General features: G+C 67.1%; 11 protein-coding genes, 3 tRNA genes and 1 pseudogene. 8 read left to right on the forward strand and 7 right to left on the reverse strand.

Going from position 1 to position 18,595, the window contains the following annotated elements:
• Positions 1-20: 20 nt before the first annotated feature.
• Positions 21-137 (forward strand): annotated as a pseudogene (locus TS85_RS25195) (MBL fold metallo-hydrolase); the annotation flags it as partial.
• A 490-nt stretch (positions 138-627) separates the two neighbouring features.
• Here TS85_RS25195 and TS85_RS04080 read toward each other — a convergent pair.
• The 5 genes from TS85_RS04080 to gyrA form a co-directional block, all read right to left on the reverse strand.
• Positions 628-702, reverse strand: a tRNA-Glu gene (locus tag TS85_RS04080).
• Positions 703-746: 44 nt separating this feature from the next.
• The gene (locus tag TS85_RS04085) at positions 747-2,069 is read right to left on the reverse strand and encodes a PepSY-associated TM helix domain-containing protein (RefSeq protein ID WP_044330575.1); all 1,323 of its coding nucleotides are present in this window, start codon (positions 2,067-2,069) and stop codon (positions 747-749) included.
• Positions 2,069-4,045 carry a TonB-dependent receptor family protein gene (locus TS85_RS04090; RefSeq protein ID WP_044335808.1) on the reverse strand — a complete coding sequence of 659 codons (1,977 nt, stop codon included), beginning with the start codon at positions 4,043-4,045 and terminating at the stop codon, positions 2,069-2,071. Before TS85_RS04090 ends, TS85_RS04085 begins: the two co-directional genes overlap by 1 nt.
• Before the next feature lie 527 nt (positions 4,046-4,572).
• Positions 4,573-4,926, reverse strand: a complete 354-nt coding sequence (locus TS85_RS04095; protein ID WP_044330576.1) for a DUF952 domain-containing protein — start codon at positions 4,924-4,926, stop codon at positions 4,573-4,575.
• Positions 4,923-7,667 carry a DNA gyrase subunit A gene (gene gyrA, locus TS85_RS04100; protein WP_044330577.1) on the reverse strand — a complete coding sequence of 915 codons (2,745 nt, stop codon included), beginning with the start codon at positions 7,665-7,667 and terminating at the stop codon, positions 4,923-4,925. The genes TS85_RS04095 and gyrA overlap by 4 nt, the downstream gene beginning before the upstream one ends.
• Before the next feature lie 407 nt (positions 7,668-8,074).
• Between gyrA and TS85_RS04105 the strand changes: the two genes are divergently transcribed.
• A complete protein-coding gene (locus TS85_RS04105) occupies positions 8,075-9,349 on the forward strand; it encodes a hypothetical protein (RefSeq protein ID WP_044330578.1) in 1,275 nt (424 codons plus the stop codon).
• 58 nt (positions 9,350-9,407) lie between these two features.
• Here TS85_RS04105 and TS85_RS04110 read toward each other — a convergent pair whose 3' ends face one another.
• Positions 9,408-9,875 (reverse strand): Lrp/AsnC family transcriptional regulator, encoded by a 468-nt coding sequence (locus tag TS85_RS04110; protein ID WP_155006290.1) that lies wholly within the window; start codon positions 9,873-9,875, stop codon positions 9,408-9,410.
• A gap of 184 nt (positions 9,876-10,059) precedes the next feature.
• Between TS85_RS04110 and TS85_RS23965 the strand changes: the two genes are divergently transcribed.
• The 4 genes from TS85_RS23965 (at position 10,060) to TS85_RS04125 (ending at position 13,469) form a co-directional block, all read left to right on the forward strand.
• The gene (locus TS85_RS23965; RefSeq protein ID WP_320407143.1) at positions 10,060-12,198 is read left to right on the forward strand and encodes a sensor histidine kinase; all 2,139 of its coding nucleotides are present in this window, start codon (positions 10,060-10,062) and stop codon (positions 12,196-12,198) included.
• 45 nt (positions 12,199-12,243) lie between these two features.
• Entirely contained in the window at positions 12,244-13,269 is a 1,026-nt protein-coding gene (locus tag TS85_RS23970; RefSeq protein WP_227698657.1) for a polysaccharide deacetylase family protein, read from the forward strand.
• Positions 13,260-13,336, forward strand: a tRNA-Ile gene (locus TS85_RS04120). The genes TS85_RS23970 and TS85_RS04120 overlap by 10 nt, the downstream gene beginning before the upstream one ends.
• A 56-nt stretch (positions 13,337-13,392) precedes the next feature.
• Positions 13,393-13,469, forward strand: a tRNA-Pro gene (locus TS85_RS04125).
• Positions 13,470-13,638: 169 nt separating this feature from the next.
• Here TS85_RS04125 and TS85_RS04130 read toward each other — a convergent pair.
• Complete coding sequence (locus tag TS85_RS04130) at positions 13,639-14,898, reverse strand: MFS transporter (protein WP_044330583.1); 1,260 nt, start codon at positions 14,896-14,898, stop codon at positions 13,639-13,641.
• An 89-nt stretch (positions 14,899-14,987) separates the two neighbouring features.
• On the opposite strand from TS85_RS04130, the gene TS85_RS04135 reads away from it, so the two are divergent.
• Both TS85_RS04135 and TS85_RS04140 read left to right on the forward strand, forming a co-directional pair.
• Positions 14,988-16,172, forward strand: coding sequence for a TetR/AcrR family transcriptional regulator (locus tag TS85_RS04135; protein WP_044330585.1), 1,185 nt, complete (start codon positions 14,988-14,990; stop codon positions 16,170-16,172).
• Between the two features lie 121 nt (positions 16,173-16,293).
• A complete protein-coding gene (locus tag TS85_RS04140) occupies positions 16,294-18,591 on the forward strand; it encodes a TonB-dependent receptor (RefSeq protein ID WP_044330587.1) in 2,298 nt (765 codons plus the stop codon).
• Positions 18,592-18,595 lie beyond the last annotated feature (4 nt).

The raw sequence follows: 18,595 nt of genomic DNA on the forward strand, positions 1-18,595 counted from the left end.
AGGCCGAGCGGTCCGCACGAACGGATTTCGACCCGCTGTTCGAGGACAGTGGCCAGTTTGCGATCGGCGGGCTGGAGGTGGAGGTGCTCCACGTCCCCGGCCACACGCCCGCCTACGTTGCCTACCGGATCGGCGATATGCGAAACTGTATCGGTCGCGCTGATGCGCGAATGCGCGGCCGATTGACGCTCAATGGCCGCAGCACCAGCGAGAATGCCAGCATTGCCGCTCTGGCGCAGCGACTGACGCGCGACGCCCACTGGGAAGCGACTGCGCTAACCGTCTGCGAGCATGTCCACGGTCTCCTCAAGGCGCAGACCGTCGTGTTTAGGGAAGTCGCCGGCACGCTGGCACCCGCCGCCGCAGACGGCGCCACGAGCAGGTAGAGCCCGTCGCTATCGCTCAGCTTGTACGCCTTGTCGCGACTCTCGGCCACTTTGATCGCCACGACCGACAACGCCATGATGGTATCTCCATCCAAGCGACCGGCGTGGTGCCATCAGAAATACCATCAGATTGCTGGTATGGAGTGGTATTTCACCGATCCGACTGGGATGCTTATACCACAAAAAAACCGCAGAAAACAGCCACTTATGGCACATTCTCGGACGCCCTGGGATGGCGTTTTGGTGACCCCTACGAGAATCGAACTCGTGCTTACGCCGTGAGAGGGCGTCGTCCTAACCGCTAGACGAAGGGGCCATGCGTGGTTGAAGGCGCGCACTTAAGGGCGCTTGCGCTGGCCGTCAAGCCGCGATGGACGATAGCCCAAGCCATTTGCGCGCCGCAGGCCATCCCCGCAGCACGAAGCCCTCGACGAGCAACGCGAGAATTAGGGTCAAGCCGAACAACGGCATCGCCACCGCAAGCGTCGCGATGGTCCCCAGCAGCAGCGCTCCGGCCCGCGGCGCGGAGCGGGCGGGTGGGGCGCCGAGCACCCCGCTGGGGCGTCTGCGCCACCACATCACCGCGCCGGACACCGACAGCGTCGCAAGCAGCAGTGCAGTCAGCGTGCCGAGTAGCTGATTGACGAGCCCGAACAGCGCGCCTTCGTGGAGCGCGATGCCATAGCCGACGACGCGATCGACCCAGTGGCGCTGGGCGAAGTCGCGGCGGGAGGTGACTGCGCCGCTGTCGCCGTCGATCGTCAGGCTGGCGGCGAGCGGGCGGTTGGCGGGTTGCGCCAGCACCGACCAGGGTGCGCCCGGCGCGGCGGGGGGCAGGATCATCACGGGTGCGGCGAGCCCCAGCGGGTAGGTGCGCGCGACCACCCGGTCGATCGCCGGGCCGCTCGGTACGGGTGGCGGCATCGACGCCATGCCGCCGTGCCCGGCATGTTCGTCGAGCACGACCTTTTTGCCGCCAATCGTCCAGTCGGGCGGGCCGTCGAGCGTGCCGGTGACCTTGCGCACCTCCAGGAAATAGCTGCCCCAGAACTTCGCCCAGGGCAGCCCGGTCGAAATCAGCACGAGTGCCGCCGCCGCGACCCAGATGCCGCTTACGGCATGAAGATCGCGCCAGAACACCCGCTTGCCCCGCCGCCGCCGCGGATAGAGCGTGCCCGCCAGTCCCGCGCCGCCGCGCGGCCACCACAGGAAAAGGCCGGTGAGCAGCATCACCACCGCCCAGCAAGCGGCGATCTCGACCAGATAGCTGCCCGGCGCTCCCGCGAGCAATGTGCCGTGGAGCAGGAACACCGTGCGCATCAGCCGGCTATCCTCGCGCTCGATGTGGAGCACGCGCAGCCGATACGGATCGACATAGACCCGCCGGTCGACGCCCGCCGAGGTGACGGTAATGCGCGTCGACTGGCTGGCATCCTCCGGCAACTGGAAGCGCCGCAGCGTCGATCCGGGCACTGCCGCCACCGCCGCCGCGACCTGTGCCGCAGCGGAGGCGCGGGGGCCGTCCGCTGCGAGCCCGTCATAGGGGCGCTCGATCAGCGCTTCGATCTGCGGCTTCCACAAATAGAGGGTCCCGGTGGTCGCGAGCCACAGGATGAACGGCATGCAGAGCAGCCCGGCATAGAAATGCCAGCGCCATACCGTGTTGTACCACCGGGCGCCCATCAGAACGCGGCCCGAACGCCCGCGAACACGCTGCGGCGCTCGACGGGGTAGAAGATCGCGCTGGCGGGGGTGTATTTCACCACCGCCGATATGTCGCCGACCGCCTTGTTGCCGGTCAGGTTGCGCGCATCGGCAAAGACGGTGAAGCGCTCGTCGAGCTTTGCCTGCGCGCTCAGCCCGAGCAGGACATAGCCGTCGGGTCGGAAGCTGTTGCTGTAGTCCACCCATGCCCCCTGCGGCACATATTCGAGGTTGGGGGAGAGGCGCAGCGCCTCGCTGCCAATCTGGAGTTCGGTGCGGAACATATGTTCGGGGATCACCGGCAGGCGGTTGTCGCCGAACTGGGCATCGTCGCGGAAGCGGAAGTCGCTCCACTGATAGACCTGGCGCAGCTTCGCCCATTGCGCGAGTGCCAAATCGAGCCCCAGTTCGACGCCCTGATGCCGGGTCTTGCCCGCGTTGAAGGTCGATGCGGGGATGCTGAACGACACGGTATATTGTAGCAATTCGCCCTTCAGCTCGGCGCGATAGGCGCTGAGATCGAAGTGCAGCGGGCCAAGCGTGCCGCGCGTGCCGATCTCCGCCGTCCAGGCGCGCTGCGCGTCGAGGGGGACGAAGCTCGCGACCTGCGCCAGCTCGATAAAGCCGGGAAGTTCATGGCTGCGGCTGAAATTGGCGTAGAACTGCACGTTCTTCGCGGGTTCGTACAGCACGCCCAGCTTGGGCGAGAGCTGGTCGAAGGTCTCGCGCCCGCTGACCACCGCCGGATAGCTTTGGTCCTGTCGCCGCAGCCCTGCGGTGTAAATGCCGCCTGCGATCAGCGTGAGGCCCTCTACCGGTTTCACGCGACCCTCCGCATAGGCGTCGATCGTGCGGGCGACCTGATGCGCGCGGAACGTCGGCGCGCCGCGATTGCCGTCGACATTGACGAAGCGCTTCGAATCGACGTCGCCGAACCGCGCGGTCACGCCCGCTGTGAACCCCAGCACGCCGAAATCCTGGTCGAGCCGGGCATAGCTGCCCCAGTCGGTCGAGTTCTGGTCGACCGCCTGATAGATCGGATGGTAAAGCTTCTTGGCGTTGAGGAACACGCCGACATCGAGCCCGCCATTGCCCAGTTCGAAGCTGGTGCGGTTTTGGACGCGGATCGAATCGATGTTGCGCTGCTGGTTGCCGACGCGGTTGCCGGTTTCGGGCTTGGTGGTGGCGACGGCATAGGTTAGCGCGCCCGACAAATCCTGCGCGATCGACTGGGCGCTGGCGTAGAAGCGCGTCTCGATGCTGTCGGTCAGCCGGATGCCGGCATTGCCGTTGAAGCGGAACGCCTTGCGCTCGCCATGGTCGCGGCCGCCGTTGGAGGTGTCGCCCGCGACCGCCAGGAACAGGTCGCCGCGTTCATCGGCATAGCCCATGCTGGCCAGCGCGCGCACCGTTTCGAAGCTGCCGCCGTCGATGCGCAGCCGCACGCCGTTCGCGGAGCGGCCCGTGGGGGTGACGCCGTTGATCGCGCCGCCCAGCGTCGACGCGCCGAAACGCAGCGCGTTGGCACCGCGGAACACCTCGATATGCTGAAGGACGCTGGGGTCGAGTTCCTGGAAGTCGCCATTGTCGTCGGCGAGGTTGATCGGCACCCCGTCCTGCAACAGCGTCAGCCCGCGCATGTGATAGCCCCGGCTGATCCCGGAGCCCCGGATCGAGATGCGGACTTCCTGCCCGAAACGCGGCTGGAGATAGACGCCGGGGGAGAAGGCGAGCGCGTCGCGCAGCGATACCGCTGCCTTGTCGGCATAGTCATCGGCGGCGACGACATTGGCCCCGCCGGGGGTCTCGTTGACCTTCTGGATGGCCTGCTCGACGAGTTGGCGCGCGGTTACGACGATTTCGTCGCGGTCCTCGACCGGGGCCTGCTGGGCGAAAGCGGGAAGGGCGGCGAACAGGAAGGGCGCGCTATACAGCGCGCGGACGAACGGATTCATTTGGGAGTAGTTCCTCGGCAAGACAAACGAACGGCGCGCGCGGAGGCGCGCCAGTGGCGTCAGGCGAGGAGCGGGGGCCAGTGGAAAGCGGGGCGGGGCGGCGAGGCCGCGACCGGGGACGGCGGTGAGACGCGGCAATGCGGCGACGCGATCGGGCGCAGGCGGCGGTGCGAGTTCGGCTGCCGCGACGCCGGTGACGGGCTGGGCAGCGGCGGCGAAGGCGCAGGGTTGGTGATCGGATGCGGGCGCTGGATCGGGCGCTTGCTCCTTGCCCACCGCCTTGGACAGCAAAGCCGCCGCGCGGAGCTGTACCGCGCTGCCGCTGCTGTCGCTGCACCAGTTGAACGCGATCCCGCCGGCATTCGCGACCGGCATCCACCCGGCGGGGACGAGGATGCGCAGGAGCAGCGCACACGCGACGAGCATCAGCGCGACGCGCTGCATGGCCCTGCCGCTGGTGTGAACGCCCCGAATCATCGCCGCGCCTGTCTCACCCTTTTTGGCGCCCGGCAAGACGACAAAACGCCTCAACCGGCGACGGGCAACCGCAGCGCACCATCGGCTTCATAGTGTAGCCCGCTATAGGCGATCACTGCGTCGAGCGGCAGCGGGCCATGGATATGCGGGAAAAGCTGTCCCCCGCGCGAGGGCTCCCACCGCACCGTATCGCCCAGCGCGTCGAGATCGACCGCGGCAAGCCACAGGTCGTTCTGGCCCGCGAAATGCTTGTCCAGCGTTTCCTGAAGCTGGGCTGCGGTGGACAAATGGATATAGCCATCGGCCAGATCCACGGGTGCGCCCCCGAACACCGCATCCGCCTCCAGCGCCGCCATCTGGTCGGCGGTGAGGATCTTGTACGCGGTGTTCGGGGTGTCGCTCACTGGCCGTCCTCCGGCCCTTCGGCCAGGTCGTCCTGCGTGTCCGCATCGGGAGTCGGCGCGGCGGCGGTCGGGCCATCGGCCAGATTGACCTCGGCCTCTTCCTCGCTCTCCTCGATCCGCGCCGCGGAGACGACGAACTCGCCCGATGCAACGCGGAAGATCGTCACGCCCTGGGTATTGCGGCCCGCGACGCGGATGTCGCCGACGGTGGTGCGGATCAGCTTGGCCTGGTTGGTCACCAGCATCAGCTCCTGCCCGCGGCTTGCGGGGAAGCTCGCGACGACCGCGCCGTTGCGGTCCGAGGTCACGATGTTGGTGATGCCCTGACCGCCGCGATTGGTCTGGCGATATTCGAACGCGGAGGTGCGCTTGCCATAGCCATTGGCCGTCACGGTGAGGATGAACTCCTCCGCCGCTTCGAATTCCGCCATGCGCTCGGGCTCGAGCGTCACTTCGCGCTCGCCTTCCTTCCACGGCGCGGCCTTCAGATAGGCTTCGCGCTCGGCAGGCGTTGCGTCGAAGCCGCGCAGCACCGACATCGAGATGACCTCGTCGCCCTCGGCCAGCCGCGCGCCGCGCACGCCGGTCGAATCGCGGCTCTGGAACTCGCGGACGTCGGTGCCGGCGAAGCGGATCGCCTTGCCCTGCTTGGTCGCGAGCAGCACGTCGTCGCCTTCGCTCAGCAGCGACACGCCGATCAGCCGGTCCTCCGACCCCTCCTCGAACCGCATCGCGATCTTGCCCGAGCTGCGGATATTGGCAAACGCATCCATCGAGTTGCGGCGCACCGAACCCTTGGCCGTCGCGAACATCACGTGCAGATTGCCCCAGCTTTCCTCATCCTCGGGCAGCGGCAGCACGGTCGAGATCGTCTCGCCATTCGCCAGCGGCAACAGGTTGATCATCGGCCGCCCGCGCGTGGCGGGGCCACCCTCTGGCAGGCGCCAGACCTTCATCCGATAGACCTTGCCCTCGGTCGAGAAGAACAGCACCGGGGTATGCGTCGACGTGACGAAGAGGTGCGTGACCGCATCCTCTTCCTTGGTCGCCATGCCCGCGCGGCCCTTGCCGCCGCGCTTCTGCGCGCGGAACGTGTCGAGCGGCGTGCGCTTGATATAGCCTTCCATGGTCACGGTGACGACCATGTCCTCGCGCTCGATCAGGTCCTCGTCCTCGATCCCGTCGGCGGCGGCGGCGATTTCGGTGCGGCGCGGCGTCGCATAGGCGGCGCGGACCGTAGTGAGTTCCTCGCGCAGCACTTCGTACAGCTTGGCGCGATTGCCGAGGATTTCGAGCAGTTCGGCGATCGTCTCGGCGAGCTTGGCCAGTTCCTCGCCGATCTCGTCGCGGCCCAGCGCGGTGAGGCGGTGGAGGCGCAGGTCGAGGATCGCGCGGACCTGGAGGTCCGAAAGCCGATAGGTGTCGCCGGTGACTTCGGTGTCGATCGCTTCGACCAGCCGGATATAGGGCGCGATCTCGGCGATCGGCCATTCGCGCGTCAGCAACCGGTCGCGCGCGACCGCGGGGCTGGGCGACGAGCGGATGATCTTCACAACTTCGTCGAGGTTGGTCACCGCGATGACCAGGCCGAGCAAGATGTGCGCCCGGTCGCGCGCCTTCGCCAGCTCGAATTTCGAGCGCCGCGTGATGACCTCTTCGCGGAACTTGACGAACGCCTCGATGATGTCGCGTAGGTTGAGCAGTTCGGGGCGACCGCCGCGGATCGCGAGCATGTTCGCCGGGAAGCTCGATTGCGCCGGCGTGTTCCGCCAGAGCTGGTTGAGCACCACTTCTGGGGTCGCGTCGCGCTTCAGGTCGATGACGATGCGCACGCCTTCGCGGCTCGATTCGTCGCGAATGTCGCTGACGCCCTCGATCCGCTTTTCCTTGGCGGCCTCGGCGATCTTCTCGACGAGTGCGTTCTTGCCCTGCTGGTACGGGATTTCGGTGAGCACGATCGAACGGCGCTCGCCGCGCTGCTCGGTGATGTAGCGGCTGCGGACCATGATCGATCCGCGCCCGGTCTGGTACGCCGAGCGGCAGCCCGAGCGACCGAGGATGATCGCGCCGGTCGGGAAGTCGGGGCCGGGGACGATCTCCATCAGCTCTTCGAGCGTGACAGCGCCGTTGTCGATATACGCCAGGCAAGCGTCGATCACTTCGCCCAAATTGTGCGGCGGAATGTTGGTCGCCATGCCGACCGCGATGCCGCCGGCGCCGTTGACCAGCAGATTGGGGAAGCGCGCGGGCAGGACGGTGGGCTCGCTTTCGGAGCCGTCATAATTGTCCTGGAAGTCGACCGTGTCCTTGTCGATATCGTCGAGCAGCGCCGATGCGACGCGCGCCAGGCGCGCTTCGGTATAGCGCATCGCGGCGGGCGGATCGGGGTCCATCGAACCGAAGTTCCCCTGACCGTCGATCAGCGGCACGCGCATCGCCCAATCCTGGGCCATGCGCGCCATCGCGTCATAGATCGAGCTGTCGCCGTGCGGATGGTATTTACCCATCACGTCACCGACGAGGCGGGCCGATTTGCGATAGGCGCGACCGGCGACATAGCCGCCTTCCTGCGCGGCATAGAGGATGCGGCGATGGACCGGCTTCAAGCCATCGCGAACGTCAGGGAGCGCGCGCGCCACGATCACGCTCATCGCGTAATCGAGGTACGAGGTCTTCATCTCGTCGACGATCGAGACGGGCGTAATGTCGGATCGGTCCGCGAGGACGGTCTCGTCGGTCAAAGGTTCATGTTTCCAGAATTGTTACGAGTGGGAGACTGCTCTAGCGACCCCGATAGCACCTGCCAACCCCGCGCGCCCGCGCGTGCGTGGGCGCGCGTGCGAGGACAAACAGAGCCGCGATGCCAAAGCCCCGTCGCGCCGCAGGCTGTGGCGAGGGCGATCGCGGCATGGGTCCGCCGCGGGCGCTCAGCATCGAATTATTTCTCCCCCGTTTTGCCGTAGCTTTAGCCCGCCGCATCCGGCAAATGCCAGCGGCTTGCGCACGCAACCAAATCGGGCCCGAACCATTCAAACGGCGTTCATTTGGCGGTTGGCATGCGCTCGACGATACGTCCGCTTGTATGGCACGAGAGGGCCAATTAGAGGGGCGACCGATCCGTCCGCCGTTCCCACGAGGAGAGTAGTACATGACGTTCGTTTCGAAGCTCGCGATGGCCGCCGTGCTGACGCTGGGGACCGGCGCGCTGAGCACGGTGCCCGCCAGCGCGCAGAAAGCCGATAAAAAGGCTGCCAACGCGACCCCCGAGTTGAAGGTGAGCGAGGAGTTCCGCAAGGCTGCCGCCGCTGCCGAGACTGCGATCAAGGCGAAGGACGTCGCGACTGCCGAGCCGCAGATCGTCGCCGCGGAGGCCGCATCCAAGAATGACGACGAGCGCTATTATGCGGCGTGGCTCCGGTTGCAGCTCGAACTGCAGCGCAAGGACGAAGCCGGCCAGATGAAGGCGCTCCAGGCGCTGTGGACCAATCCCAAGACCCCGGCCGATCGCGCGCCGCTCTATGGCTCGGTGTATAACTTCATGGCCGGTTCGCGCGCAGCGGCCGACAAGAAGCATGCCGAAGCGATCGCGTTCCTGCTCAAGGCCCGCGAACTGGGTTCGAAGGAAGCCGATCTTCCGGTGATGCTCGCCAATTCCTATTCGGCAAGCGGCAACCAGCCCGCGGCGATCGCCGAAGTCGAGACGGCGATCGCGCAGAGCAAGGCAGCCGGTCGCAAGCCTCCGGTCGATTGGTACAAGTTCGCGATCCCGCGGGTGAACCAGTCCGGCGATCGCGCCAAGATGGCCGATTGGCTGACGCGCTTCATCCAGGAATATCCGACCGTGCCGAACTGGCGCTGGGCGATCCAGGTGTTCCGCCAGGGCACGCCGGCGGGTGGCAGCGAGAAGGTCGAGAAGCTCGACCTGTATCGCCTGATGCGCGCGACCAACGCGCTGGCCGATCGCGGCGACTATGCGGACTATGCGTTCCAGGCGCAGCAGTCCGGGCTTCCCTGGGAAGCCGTGGCGGCGATCGACGAGGGTCGCAAGAGCGGCAAGATTCCGGCGGGCGACGCCGATACCGGGCGCACCTACACTGCGTCGCAGGCCGCAGTGAAGGCCGAAGGGTCGCTCGACACGCTCGCCAAGCAGGCGGCGGCGGCCAAGACCGGCGCGCCCGCGTCGCAGACGGCGGACGCGTTCCTCGCGGCGGGCAATTATGCCCGCGCGCTTGAACTCTACGACCTGTCGCTGACCAAGGGCGGCGTCAATGCGGACGAAGTCAATCTGCATCGCGGCATCGCGCTCCACGCGCTGACCCGCAAGGACGAGGCGCGCACGGCGTTCCAGCAGGTCAAGAGCGGCCCCTATTCGAACCTGTCGCTGCTGTGGCTGGCTTCGATCGACTTCCCGCCGCTCGCTTGAGCCGGCGGTCGATCCTGAACGACTATGGGGAGGGGCGGTCCCGCGGGGCCGCCCCTTCTCACATCTCCGGAACGGGCACGCCAGGAAGCGCCTTCGACGTGCGAATCGTCAGCGACGTCTTGACGTGCTCGACATTCGGCGCGGTGGTCAGCTTCGTCGTCAGGATCTGCTGGAAGCTCTGGAGGTCGGGGGCGACGATCTTGAGGATGAAGTCGATCTCGCCGTTGAGCATATGGCATTCGCGCACTTCCGGAATCGTCGCGACCAGCGCCTCGAACGCGCGCAGGTCGCTTTCGGCCTGGCTCTTGAGGCTGACCATCGCAAAGACCGTCAGGTTATACCCCAGCGCGCCCGGATCGAGCGCGGCGTGATAGCCGTTGATCGCCCCCTGCAGTTCCAGCGCGCGCACGCGCCGCAGGCAGGGCGGTGCCGTCAATCCCACGCGTTCCGCCAGTTCGACATTGGTCATCCGGCCATTGTCCTGGAGGAGCCCCAGGATTCGCACGTCGATGTCGTCGAAGCGCATTTTTTCCATATCTCCGCGTTGCGTTCGTTGCTTGGACCCCCGCGTAACTATAAGATTATTACATCGCAACGCAATTGTCCCACATTGCGACGTATCGAAATGAACGGTTCCCTGACCATGACCCCGCGCGTTAAGAAATCCTTGCGGCGCAGCTTCCTGTGCCGGTTGGACGGGTAGGCAGCGTTTGCGTTTCGACGACACTCTGGAGACGGTTCTCGCTGCCGATATGGACACGCCCTATGGCGTCCAGTCGCTGTGGCGGCAGCTCGTCGACCTGATCGGTCGCCGCCGCGTCGCCCCCGACGCACGCGCCATGGCGAAGCTCCAGGCGATTCGCGATCAGGTTCCGGCGCCGATTCGCGCCGCGAGCGCCCGCGCGCTCGAATTCGCGCAGCCGCCGGCGCCGCTCGTTCGGCTGTTCGCGCTCGACACGCTGGCGATTGCGATTCCGGTGCTGCGGAGCGCGGTGCTGACCTCGTCCGAATGGATCCACCTGCTTCCCGAATTGTCGCCGCCGGCGCGCACCGTGTTGCGCAACCGCCGCGACCTGGGCCCGGTGGTGAAGCGCGCGCTCGAAAGCTTCGGCAAATATGATTTCGTGCTCCCCGACGCGACGGGGGGCGAGGCGGAGCAACGCGTCGAGGCGCCGGTCGCGAGCGACCTGGCAGAGGCCGTGCAGTCCGAACCGGTCGCTGCGTCGGCGCCCCTGGCCGATGTTGCGGAGGATGGCGCGGACGTCCCCGAGCCGGAAGTCGTTGCGCACGAACAACCGCTGGAAACTCCGGCGCCCGCGGTGCAGGCTCCCGAAAACGAGCCCGAGATGTTGCCGGTCGCAGACGAGGAGCCCGGGGTGCCGCCGGACGCCGTATTGGCCGATGCGAGCGCCGCTAGCGAGCCGGAGGCCGATGCCGTAGCGGTCGCCCCCGACGAGGATTATTCCTTCGTCGCGCTCGCAACGGGCGTCCCCACGCCGCTGCCGGCCAAGGTGCCGGCGGAGGACGAAATCATGGCCGCCCCGGTCCAATCCGGGACAGTCGGGGCAGAGGCCGTTGGCGAGCCCGTTGCGGAGGGTCCGGTCGAGCCGCAGACCGAACCCATGAGCGAGTTCGAGACCCTTGTCGCCCAGACGCCGGCCGAGGCTGCCGAGGATGCCGAATTAGACGTCGGACCCCTGCAGTTCGATTCGATGCCCGAAGCCAATGCAGAGGGCACGTTCGAGATTGCCGAGGTCGTGGCGCGGATCGACGCGTTCTGGCGCCACCGCGAAGAGAAGGGGCCGCCGCCGCCCCGTCCGCCGCGCGCCGGCGATGCCTTCCGGTTCGAAACCGATGCGAAGGGGGTGATCCGCTGGGTCGAGGGCGTGAGCCGCGCGCCAGTCGTCGGGCTCAGCCTCGACGTCCAGGGGCCACCTGCCGGCTCGCGCGTCGATGGCGCCGCAACCGGCGCATTCCGACGCCGTGCCGCGTTCGCCACGGCGCGGCTGGTGATCGAAGGCGAGTCGGACGCCTCGGGCGACTGGCTGATTTCGGGCGTACCGGCATTCGATCCCGCAAATGGTCGCTTCACCGGCTATCGCGGCACGGCGCGGCGCCCGCGCGTCGATGAGCGTGCCGAGCCGCTGCGCGCGGCGCCCGACGAATCCTCCGCCGATTCGCTGCGCCAGCTCGTCCACGAACTGCGCACCCCGACCAATGCGATCGCCGGCTTTGCCGAGATGATCGAGACGCAGATGCTGGGGCCGGTATCCGATCCCTATCGCGAGCGCGCCAACGTGATCCGCGCCCAGGCGCGCGACTTGCTCGGCGCGATCGACGACCTCGATCTCGCGGCGCGGATCGACAGCGCGGCGCTTTCGCTGGTGCCCGGCCTGCTGACGCTCCGGCCGCTGCTCGCGGGGATCGCCGACGACCTCGCGCCGCTCAGCGAGATTCGCGGCTCGGTGATCGCGCTGCCGATCGACGATCTCGCGGTGATCGGCGATCGCCGTGCCGTCGAGCGGCTGCTCGCCCGGCTGCTGGCGACGCTGGTGTCGGCAAGCGGGGCCGGCGAGCGGATCGGCATCCATGTCGCGCCGGAGGCGGACGACATCGTCGCGATCACGATCGACCGGCCCAAGGCGCTGGCCGATTATCCGGGCGATTCGGTGCTCGGGATCGACGACGAGCATGAGGATGCGACGTTGCTGGGCACCGGCTTTGCCTTGCGGCTGGCGCGCAACCTGGCACGCGAACTGGGCGGGAGCCTGGCGATCGCCGCCGACAGCTTGACTTTGCGCCTTCCCGCCGCCGTAAACAGGGCCATGGGACAGGCCAATCTGAGCTGAGGCATGGAAGCGGGGGCGCCTTCCGTATCCGGTGGCGGCTTTCGCGTGCCGGCGCCGGAGCCCGGCTCTGCGGTGGCGTGGCCCGATGCGTTTGGCACCCGGTTCGCGGTGTTCGTCGACACCGAGGAGGAGTTCGACTGGACCGCGCCGTTCAGTCGCGATGCCCATGATACGCGGCATATCGCGGCGCTCCCCGCGGCGCATGCCCGGTTCGCGGCACTGGGCATTCCGCTGACCTATATGGTCGATTTCCCGATTGCGGCGTGCCCGCGCGCGGGCGAGATTTTTCGCGGCCTGCTCGCCGATGGCCGGTCGGCGGTGGGGACCCAGCTCCACCCCTGGGTGAACCCGCCCTTCGAAGAGCCGCTGTCGCGCACCAACAGCTTCGGCGGCAATCTCCCGCCCGCGCTGGAACGCGCCAAGCTTGAGGCGCTGACCGCCGCGATCGAGCGCGCGACGGGGCGGCGGCCGATCGCCTATCGCGCCGGGCGCTATGGCATCGGACCGCACACTGTCACGACGCTGGCGGCGCTGGGCTATCGCATCGAAAGCTCGATGCGCTCGGGCTATCGCTATGCCGAGGAGGGCGGGCCCGATTTCTCCGCGGTCCCGAACCACGCATTCCGCGTCGGCGGGCTGGTCGAGCTGCCCCTGACCACGGTCTATACCGGGCGGCTCCGGCGGGGTGGGGCGGGGCTGTACCACCGGCTGGCGAAGCTGCCGCGCGGCCCGGGCATCGCGTCGCGGCTGGGGCTGTTGTCGCGCGTGGCGCTCACCCCGGAGGACATGCCGCTCGCCGACGCGCTGGAGGCGGTACGCGTTGCAGTGGGCGAGGGTGTGCGGCTGCTCAATTTCGGCTTTCACTCGCCATCGCTGGAACCGGGCCATACCCCCTATGTCCGCGATGCTGCGGATCTTGCGGATTTTTATCGCTGGTGGGACGCCGTCGCGGGGCTGCTCGCGCGGTTGGGGGTTGCCAGCGCGACGCTCGCCGAAATCGTCGAGGCAGCCGACGCGACTTGCAGCACCGGCCCAACCTCCGCTAGTGGCGGCGTTGCTGGGGGCCTGTAGCTCAACTGGTTAGAGCTGCCCGCTCATAACGGGTAGGTTGCGGGTTCAAGTCCTGCCGGGCCCACCAGCGCCGTCGCTTCAAGCCTTGTGCCCGCGGCATCAAGCCTCTAAGCGCGCAACTGTCGGGGAGTGGCGCAGTCCGGTAGCGCGCCTGCTTTGGGAGCAGGATGTCGCAGGTTCGAATCCTGTCTCCCCGACCATAAGGTTCCAGAACGTCCGGCAATGCCTCTCGGCGGCGCATGTGCTCTGACGAATTCGACGAGCGTTCAGGGCAAGATTTGGAACGGCTTTCGCGGTATTCCGAAGTGACGCGCCGGTCGCGTCAACGCGCGGTCACGTGGTTGATGGGCAATCCCGCCACGATCTTGCTCACGTGCTAACCGCAGCGGAGTGGGCGTAGGGCCCGCGCGCGGCACTCGATCCACGCAGTTTCTCGCCGATGCCGCATAGCATCGCAATCGGCACCACGAACAAGGTGAGGCTGACCAGCGTGGAAACTGAAAGATCGGGCCTGTTGCTCATGCTGCCGAGCCAGAGGGCGGCTAGATAACCCGAGACGCCCAGACCGACCTTCGTCGTCGCGGTGAGTAGCCCATAATGCAGTGCCGCGCTGCTCAGCCGCTGCGTACCCGCGGTCTGCCCCAGCAATTGCGAGAAAGCGGACCAGATCAACAGCACGACGCCGCTGATACCAGCCCCGAACAGGGCAAAGGCCAGCGCGATCGCGAGCGTGCCCTGCGCCATCGCCGCCGGCATTGCGAGCATTACGAGCGCGCACATGCCATAGCCGATCGCCAGCGCCGTGCTGATGCCGATACCCCGCGCGATTGCGGACCAGATCGGAATCGCCCCCAGGCGTGCGACTGCGAGGATCAGCGGCACCGCGAGCAGGATGGCGGCGCCTGCCCGGTCGAGGTGGAGGATTGCCTTGCCGACCGCGGCGAGCGCGCCAACCCCGATCATGTGGATCAGGCAGAACAACAGCACGGGTGTGGCGATCCGCGGCCGCGGGCCTTCTGAAGGCGTCGGCAGCACCTCGGTCGCCGTCGCGAGCAGCGCAGGGAGCGGCAACAGCAGCAACCCCGCGACGAGGCCCAGCGCCGCGAGCGCGGCGGACGACAGCGCGCCGCTTCCCGCCATCAGCAGCGGTATTGCGGCAAGCGCGACGACCAGCCCCGCTCCCGCACTCGCCAGCGTGCGCAGCCGCATGATGCGCAGATGCCCATGGATTTCGGCGAATCGCGTGGTGACTGCATTATGCGGGACGTCGAACAGCGCGAACGCGGTGCGGAACAGCACCAGCAACAGCCCGGCGGTCACCGTCGCGCCGCGCGGTGCCAGCGGCAGCGCGACAAAGCTCGCGCACGCAACCATCGCCGCGACGCTGCCGATCGGCCCAACATGGCGGCGCAGCGTCTGCGACCGCGCCAGTGCCAGCCCCCAGATCGCATCGAGTCCGGCATTCCAGATCGACCCGGCGAGGAAAAGCATTCCCGCCTCCGCTGCGGGGAGCTTGAGCACCACGATCATGGTGTAGAGTGCGAAAGCGTCGCCCGCGGTCCATAACAGGCTCTTGCCGAAATGCGTTGCCGCAAAAGCCGGGAGCGCGGGACGATCGGCGCGAGTCATGCGCGCCTCTTAGGTGCCGGCTGTGACTGTTTCAGGTCGGCCCCCGGCGCACTGGACGGATCGCGTCGCGCAGCTATCAACGGCGTTGCATGTCCAGACGATCCCCTTTGTTCGCCGCGCCCGAAGGCGACGCCAACACGCTGATTCTCGACGCCGCGCGGGATGTCGTGGCCGAGCGCGGGCTGAGCCAGCTCAGCCTGCGCGGAGTGGCCGAGCGCGCCGGCGTATCGGTAGGATCGATCAGCTACCGCATCGGCGATCGGGCCGCGCTGGTCACGGCGATCGCCCGGCGCGAAGGGGAGCGCGCCGAGGCGCATTGCCGCGCATGGGAACTGCGGATCGGGGCCGTGGCCGCAGGCGATCGGGATTGCCTGGCGGATGTCGTCGCCGCATGGCTCCGGCACGGGGCGGGGGAGGGGCGGCGGTCCGCAGTGGTGCAGGCCGAACTGGTCTCTGCGGGATACCGCGACGGCGCGCTGCTCCCGGCGGTGCGTGCCATCACCGCACGGCACACCGCGATGTGGCGACAGATCGTGGCGGATTGGGCGGAGCCGGAGCGGCTGGCCCGGCGCATCGCAAGCTATTGCGTGGACGAACGCCCCTTCTCTATCCTGCTGCAGGATAGCGTCGACTATGCACTGCTGCGCGCCTCGACGGTGCGGGGGCTGCTGCGCACCCCCGATGCGATGGCGGCGCAGGCGCATTCGGATTGGCATATGCGGGTGGTCACGTTGCTGGAGGCGTTGGCCCGGGCTGCTTTCGACGCCGGCGACCCGCCGCGCGGAGCCAAGGCGGCGATCGCCGAGCGGATTGCCGACCTGATCATGGCGAATGGGTTGGAATTGTTGTCGCACCGCATGATCGCGCAGGCGATCGGGATGCCCCTGTCCAGCGTCGCGCATCATTTCCCTACCCAACGCGACATCCTGATCGGTGGAGTAGAGGCGCTGTACCTGCGCCTGCAGGCAGAGGTCCGCGACCCGCAGCGCGAGGCGCCAGGCGTGCGGACGGCGGGTTCCGCGGTGGTCGCACTGGGGCACGAGATGGCGCTGGGGGCGCTGCGCGAGCCCGCGTTCCTGCCCTTTGCGGTCGATATGCGGCGGCGGCGGGCGGAGAATGTCTACGCGATGATGGGCCCCATGCTGGGCTGCGGCGAGGTCATTGATCGTGCCCTTACCCAGGGCTGTGTCATGGCGCTGATCGGCATGCGGTTGGGCGGGCTGACCCTTGATTGGCACGGGTCCGACTTGCAGGCGCTCCTGCAGACCATTTGAGGGCGCCGCACGTTCGTTTTTATTTACGGATATGTGACTAAGAAAATTCCCGTACATGTGTCTTAATCCGGTAACGTCACGCGCCTAGTCGCTCCCCGAACCGTTGTTCTGGGGAAATGCAATGCCACGTTTTGAATCGCTTTCGCCGCTCCGCGCCGTTGCGGTGCTGCTGCTTACCGGCGCGGCGGCGCTGCCGTTGTCGGCCCATGCACAGGTGGCTGAGGAGCCCGTTGCGACGACGACCGAGAACGGCCTGGAGGAAATCGTCGTCACGGCGCAGCGGCGGCGGGAACGTGCGCAGGAAGTGCCGCTGTCGATCCAGAGCGTCAGCGGCGATGCGATCACGCAATCGGGCTATACCGATTTCACCGACATCCAGTATCTGGTCCCCGGCGTGCAATATGATCCGACGCAGGGCGCCGCGTTCCAGATCCGCGGCGTCGGCAGCACGTCATTCGACTTTTCGAACGCCAAGTCGGTCAGCGTCGTCGTCGACGATGTGGTGATGGACGGGCAGCGCGCGAACGGGCTGATCGGCATGGTCGATCTGGCGCGCGCCGATGTGCTGAAGGGGCCGCAGGGGACGCTGTTCGGCAAGAATGCGACGTCGGGGGTGATCGCGGTGAGCACCAACCGCCCGGTGCTCGGCGCCACCACGCTGCGCGCCAGCGGCAGCTATGGCGAGCATAACGAACGCATCCTCAACGCCACCGTCAACGTGCCGCTGGGCACGATCGCGGCGCTGCGCGTCTCGGGCTTCGATCAGGCGCAGGACGGGTTCGGGCGCAACGTTACGCTCGATCGTCTGGTCGGCTCGACGCACGAATATGGCGGCCGTGCCCGCCTGCTGATCGAGCCGTCGGACAGCCTGAGCATGCTCGTCTCGGCGGACTATGCCCATCACTGGGACAGCAGCGTCCGCACCCCGGTTTCGGGCCAGCCTGCCGCCGTCACGACGATGCTCAACCAGCTTGGCGTCTATCCCGGGCCGGAAAGCGCGGACACCGCCGATGGCAGCTTCGGCCAGATCGTCACCGAAGAATGGGGCGCGTCGTTCAACCTGACGGCCCGGCTGGGCGACCATGAGCTGAAGTCGATCACCGCGCTGCGCTTCACCGGCTATGACAATTCCACGCCGGTCAACCTGCTTCCGCTCGATCGTTACGCCTATATCCCGTTCAACCAGGGTGAGCTGGACACCGACAAGGTCAGCCAGGAGTTCCACCTTGCCTCGGCCACGGGCGGCTTCGTCGAATATGTCGTCGGTGCGTTCTACAATCGCCTGCACGCGCGCCAGACGCAGCTGCAATGGGCGACGCTCGGTGCACCGCTCTATGGCGCCGGCGGCACGCCGATCGCGACGCTCTATGCGCTGACCGGGGCGATCGGCGTCAATGCCAATGCCTCGCTGTTCGACTCGGTGAACGAAACCGCGGCGGCGTTCGGACAGGCCAAGTTCAACGTCACCCCGCGGCTGAGCCTGACGCTGGGCGGGCGCTACACCCATGACTGGAACTCCCAGCGGCTGACATTCATCACCATCGATCCGGTGCCGGTCGCGGGCTATCAGCCCAATTTCGTCGGCACCAGCGCGGCGCCGGCTTTCCCCTATGGCAAGGTGACGGGCGGAAACTTCTCGTACCGCGTCTCGCCCGAATGGCGGATCAGCGACACTGCGATGGTCTATTTCACCTATTCGACCGGGTATAAGCCGGCGGGGGTCGCGTTCGTCGGCAACAAATATAATCCCTATCGCGCCGAAACGGTCGAGGCGCTGGAATTCGGGATCAAGTCCGAATGGCTCGATCGCCGGCTGCGGGTGAACCTGAACGCGTTCCGTTCGGATTTCACCGATTTCCAGACGACGATCCTGACCACCATTCCCGACGGTGCGGGTGGCCAGCTCCAGACGACCGCGATCGGCAATGCCGGCGGCCTGCGGTCGCAGGGCGTCGAGGGCGAAGTGGCGGTTGCGCCGGTGCGCGGCGTCTCGCTGACCGGCAACTTCACCTACACCGACGGTGTGTTTACCGACTATGTCTACAACAAGACCACCGACTATACCGGCACGCGGCTGACCAACTCGCCCGATTGGTCGGCGAGCGTCGCGGCCGATATCAGCCATGATTTCGCCTCCGGCTTCGGCGCGCGCGTGCATGCCGATTATGCGTGGCGCGCGGATTACTGGACCGTGGTGGGCCAGCCCGCCTATTCGCGCGTCCCCAGCTATGGCATCGCCAATGCGCGACTGACCTTCACCCTGCCGCGCCAGGACCTGGAGTTCGGCGTCTATGCCCGCAATCTGTTCGACACCTATTATTCGACCGGCTGGCAGGTCTATGGTGCGATGGGGCTATTGCACTATACCTCGCCCAGTGCGCGCCGCACCGCCGGCGGCTTCGTCAACGTGCGGTTCTAAGGGC

Origin of the sequence: Sphingomonas hengshuiensis (assembly GCF_000935025.1) — a bacterium.
GTDB classification, from domain to species: domain Bacteria; phylum Pseudomonadota; class Alphaproteobacteria; order Sphingomonadales; family Sphingomonadaceae; genus Sphingomonas; species Sphingomonas hengshuiensis.

What these genes read in the sequence shown, in the direction of transcription:
- TS85_RS04085 (WP_044330575.1), bottom strand. Translation starts at nt 2,069, where the DNA reads ATGGGCGCCCGGTGGTACAACACGGTATGGCGCTGGCATTTCTATGCC.
- TS85_RS04090 (WP_044335808.1), bottom strand. Translation starts at nt 4,045, where the DNA reads ATGAATCCGTTCGTCCGCGCGCTGTATAGCGCGCCCTTCCTGTTCGCC.
- TS85_RS04105 (WP_044330578.1), top strand. Translation starts at nt 8,075, where the DNA reads ATGACGTTCGTTTCGAAGCTCGCGATGGCCGCCGTGCTGACGCTGGGG.
- TS85_RS04110 (WP_155006290.1), bottom strand. Translation starts at nt 9,875, where the DNA reads ATGCGCTTCGACGACATCGACGTGCGAATCCTGGGGCTCCTCCAGGAC.
- TS85_RS04130 (WP_044330583.1), bottom strand. Translation starts at nt 14,898, where the DNA reads ATGACTCGCGCCGATCGTCCCGCGCTCCCGGCTTTTGCGGCAACGCAT.
- TS85_RS04135 (WP_044330585.1), top strand. Translation starts at nt 14,988, where the DNA reads ATGTCCAGACGATCCCCTTTGTTCGCCGCGCCCGAAGGCGACGCCAAC.
- TS85_RS04140 (WP_044330587.1), top strand. Translation starts at nt 16,294, where the DNA reads ATGCCACGTTTTGAATCGCTTTCGCCGCTCCGCGCCGTTGCGGTGCTG.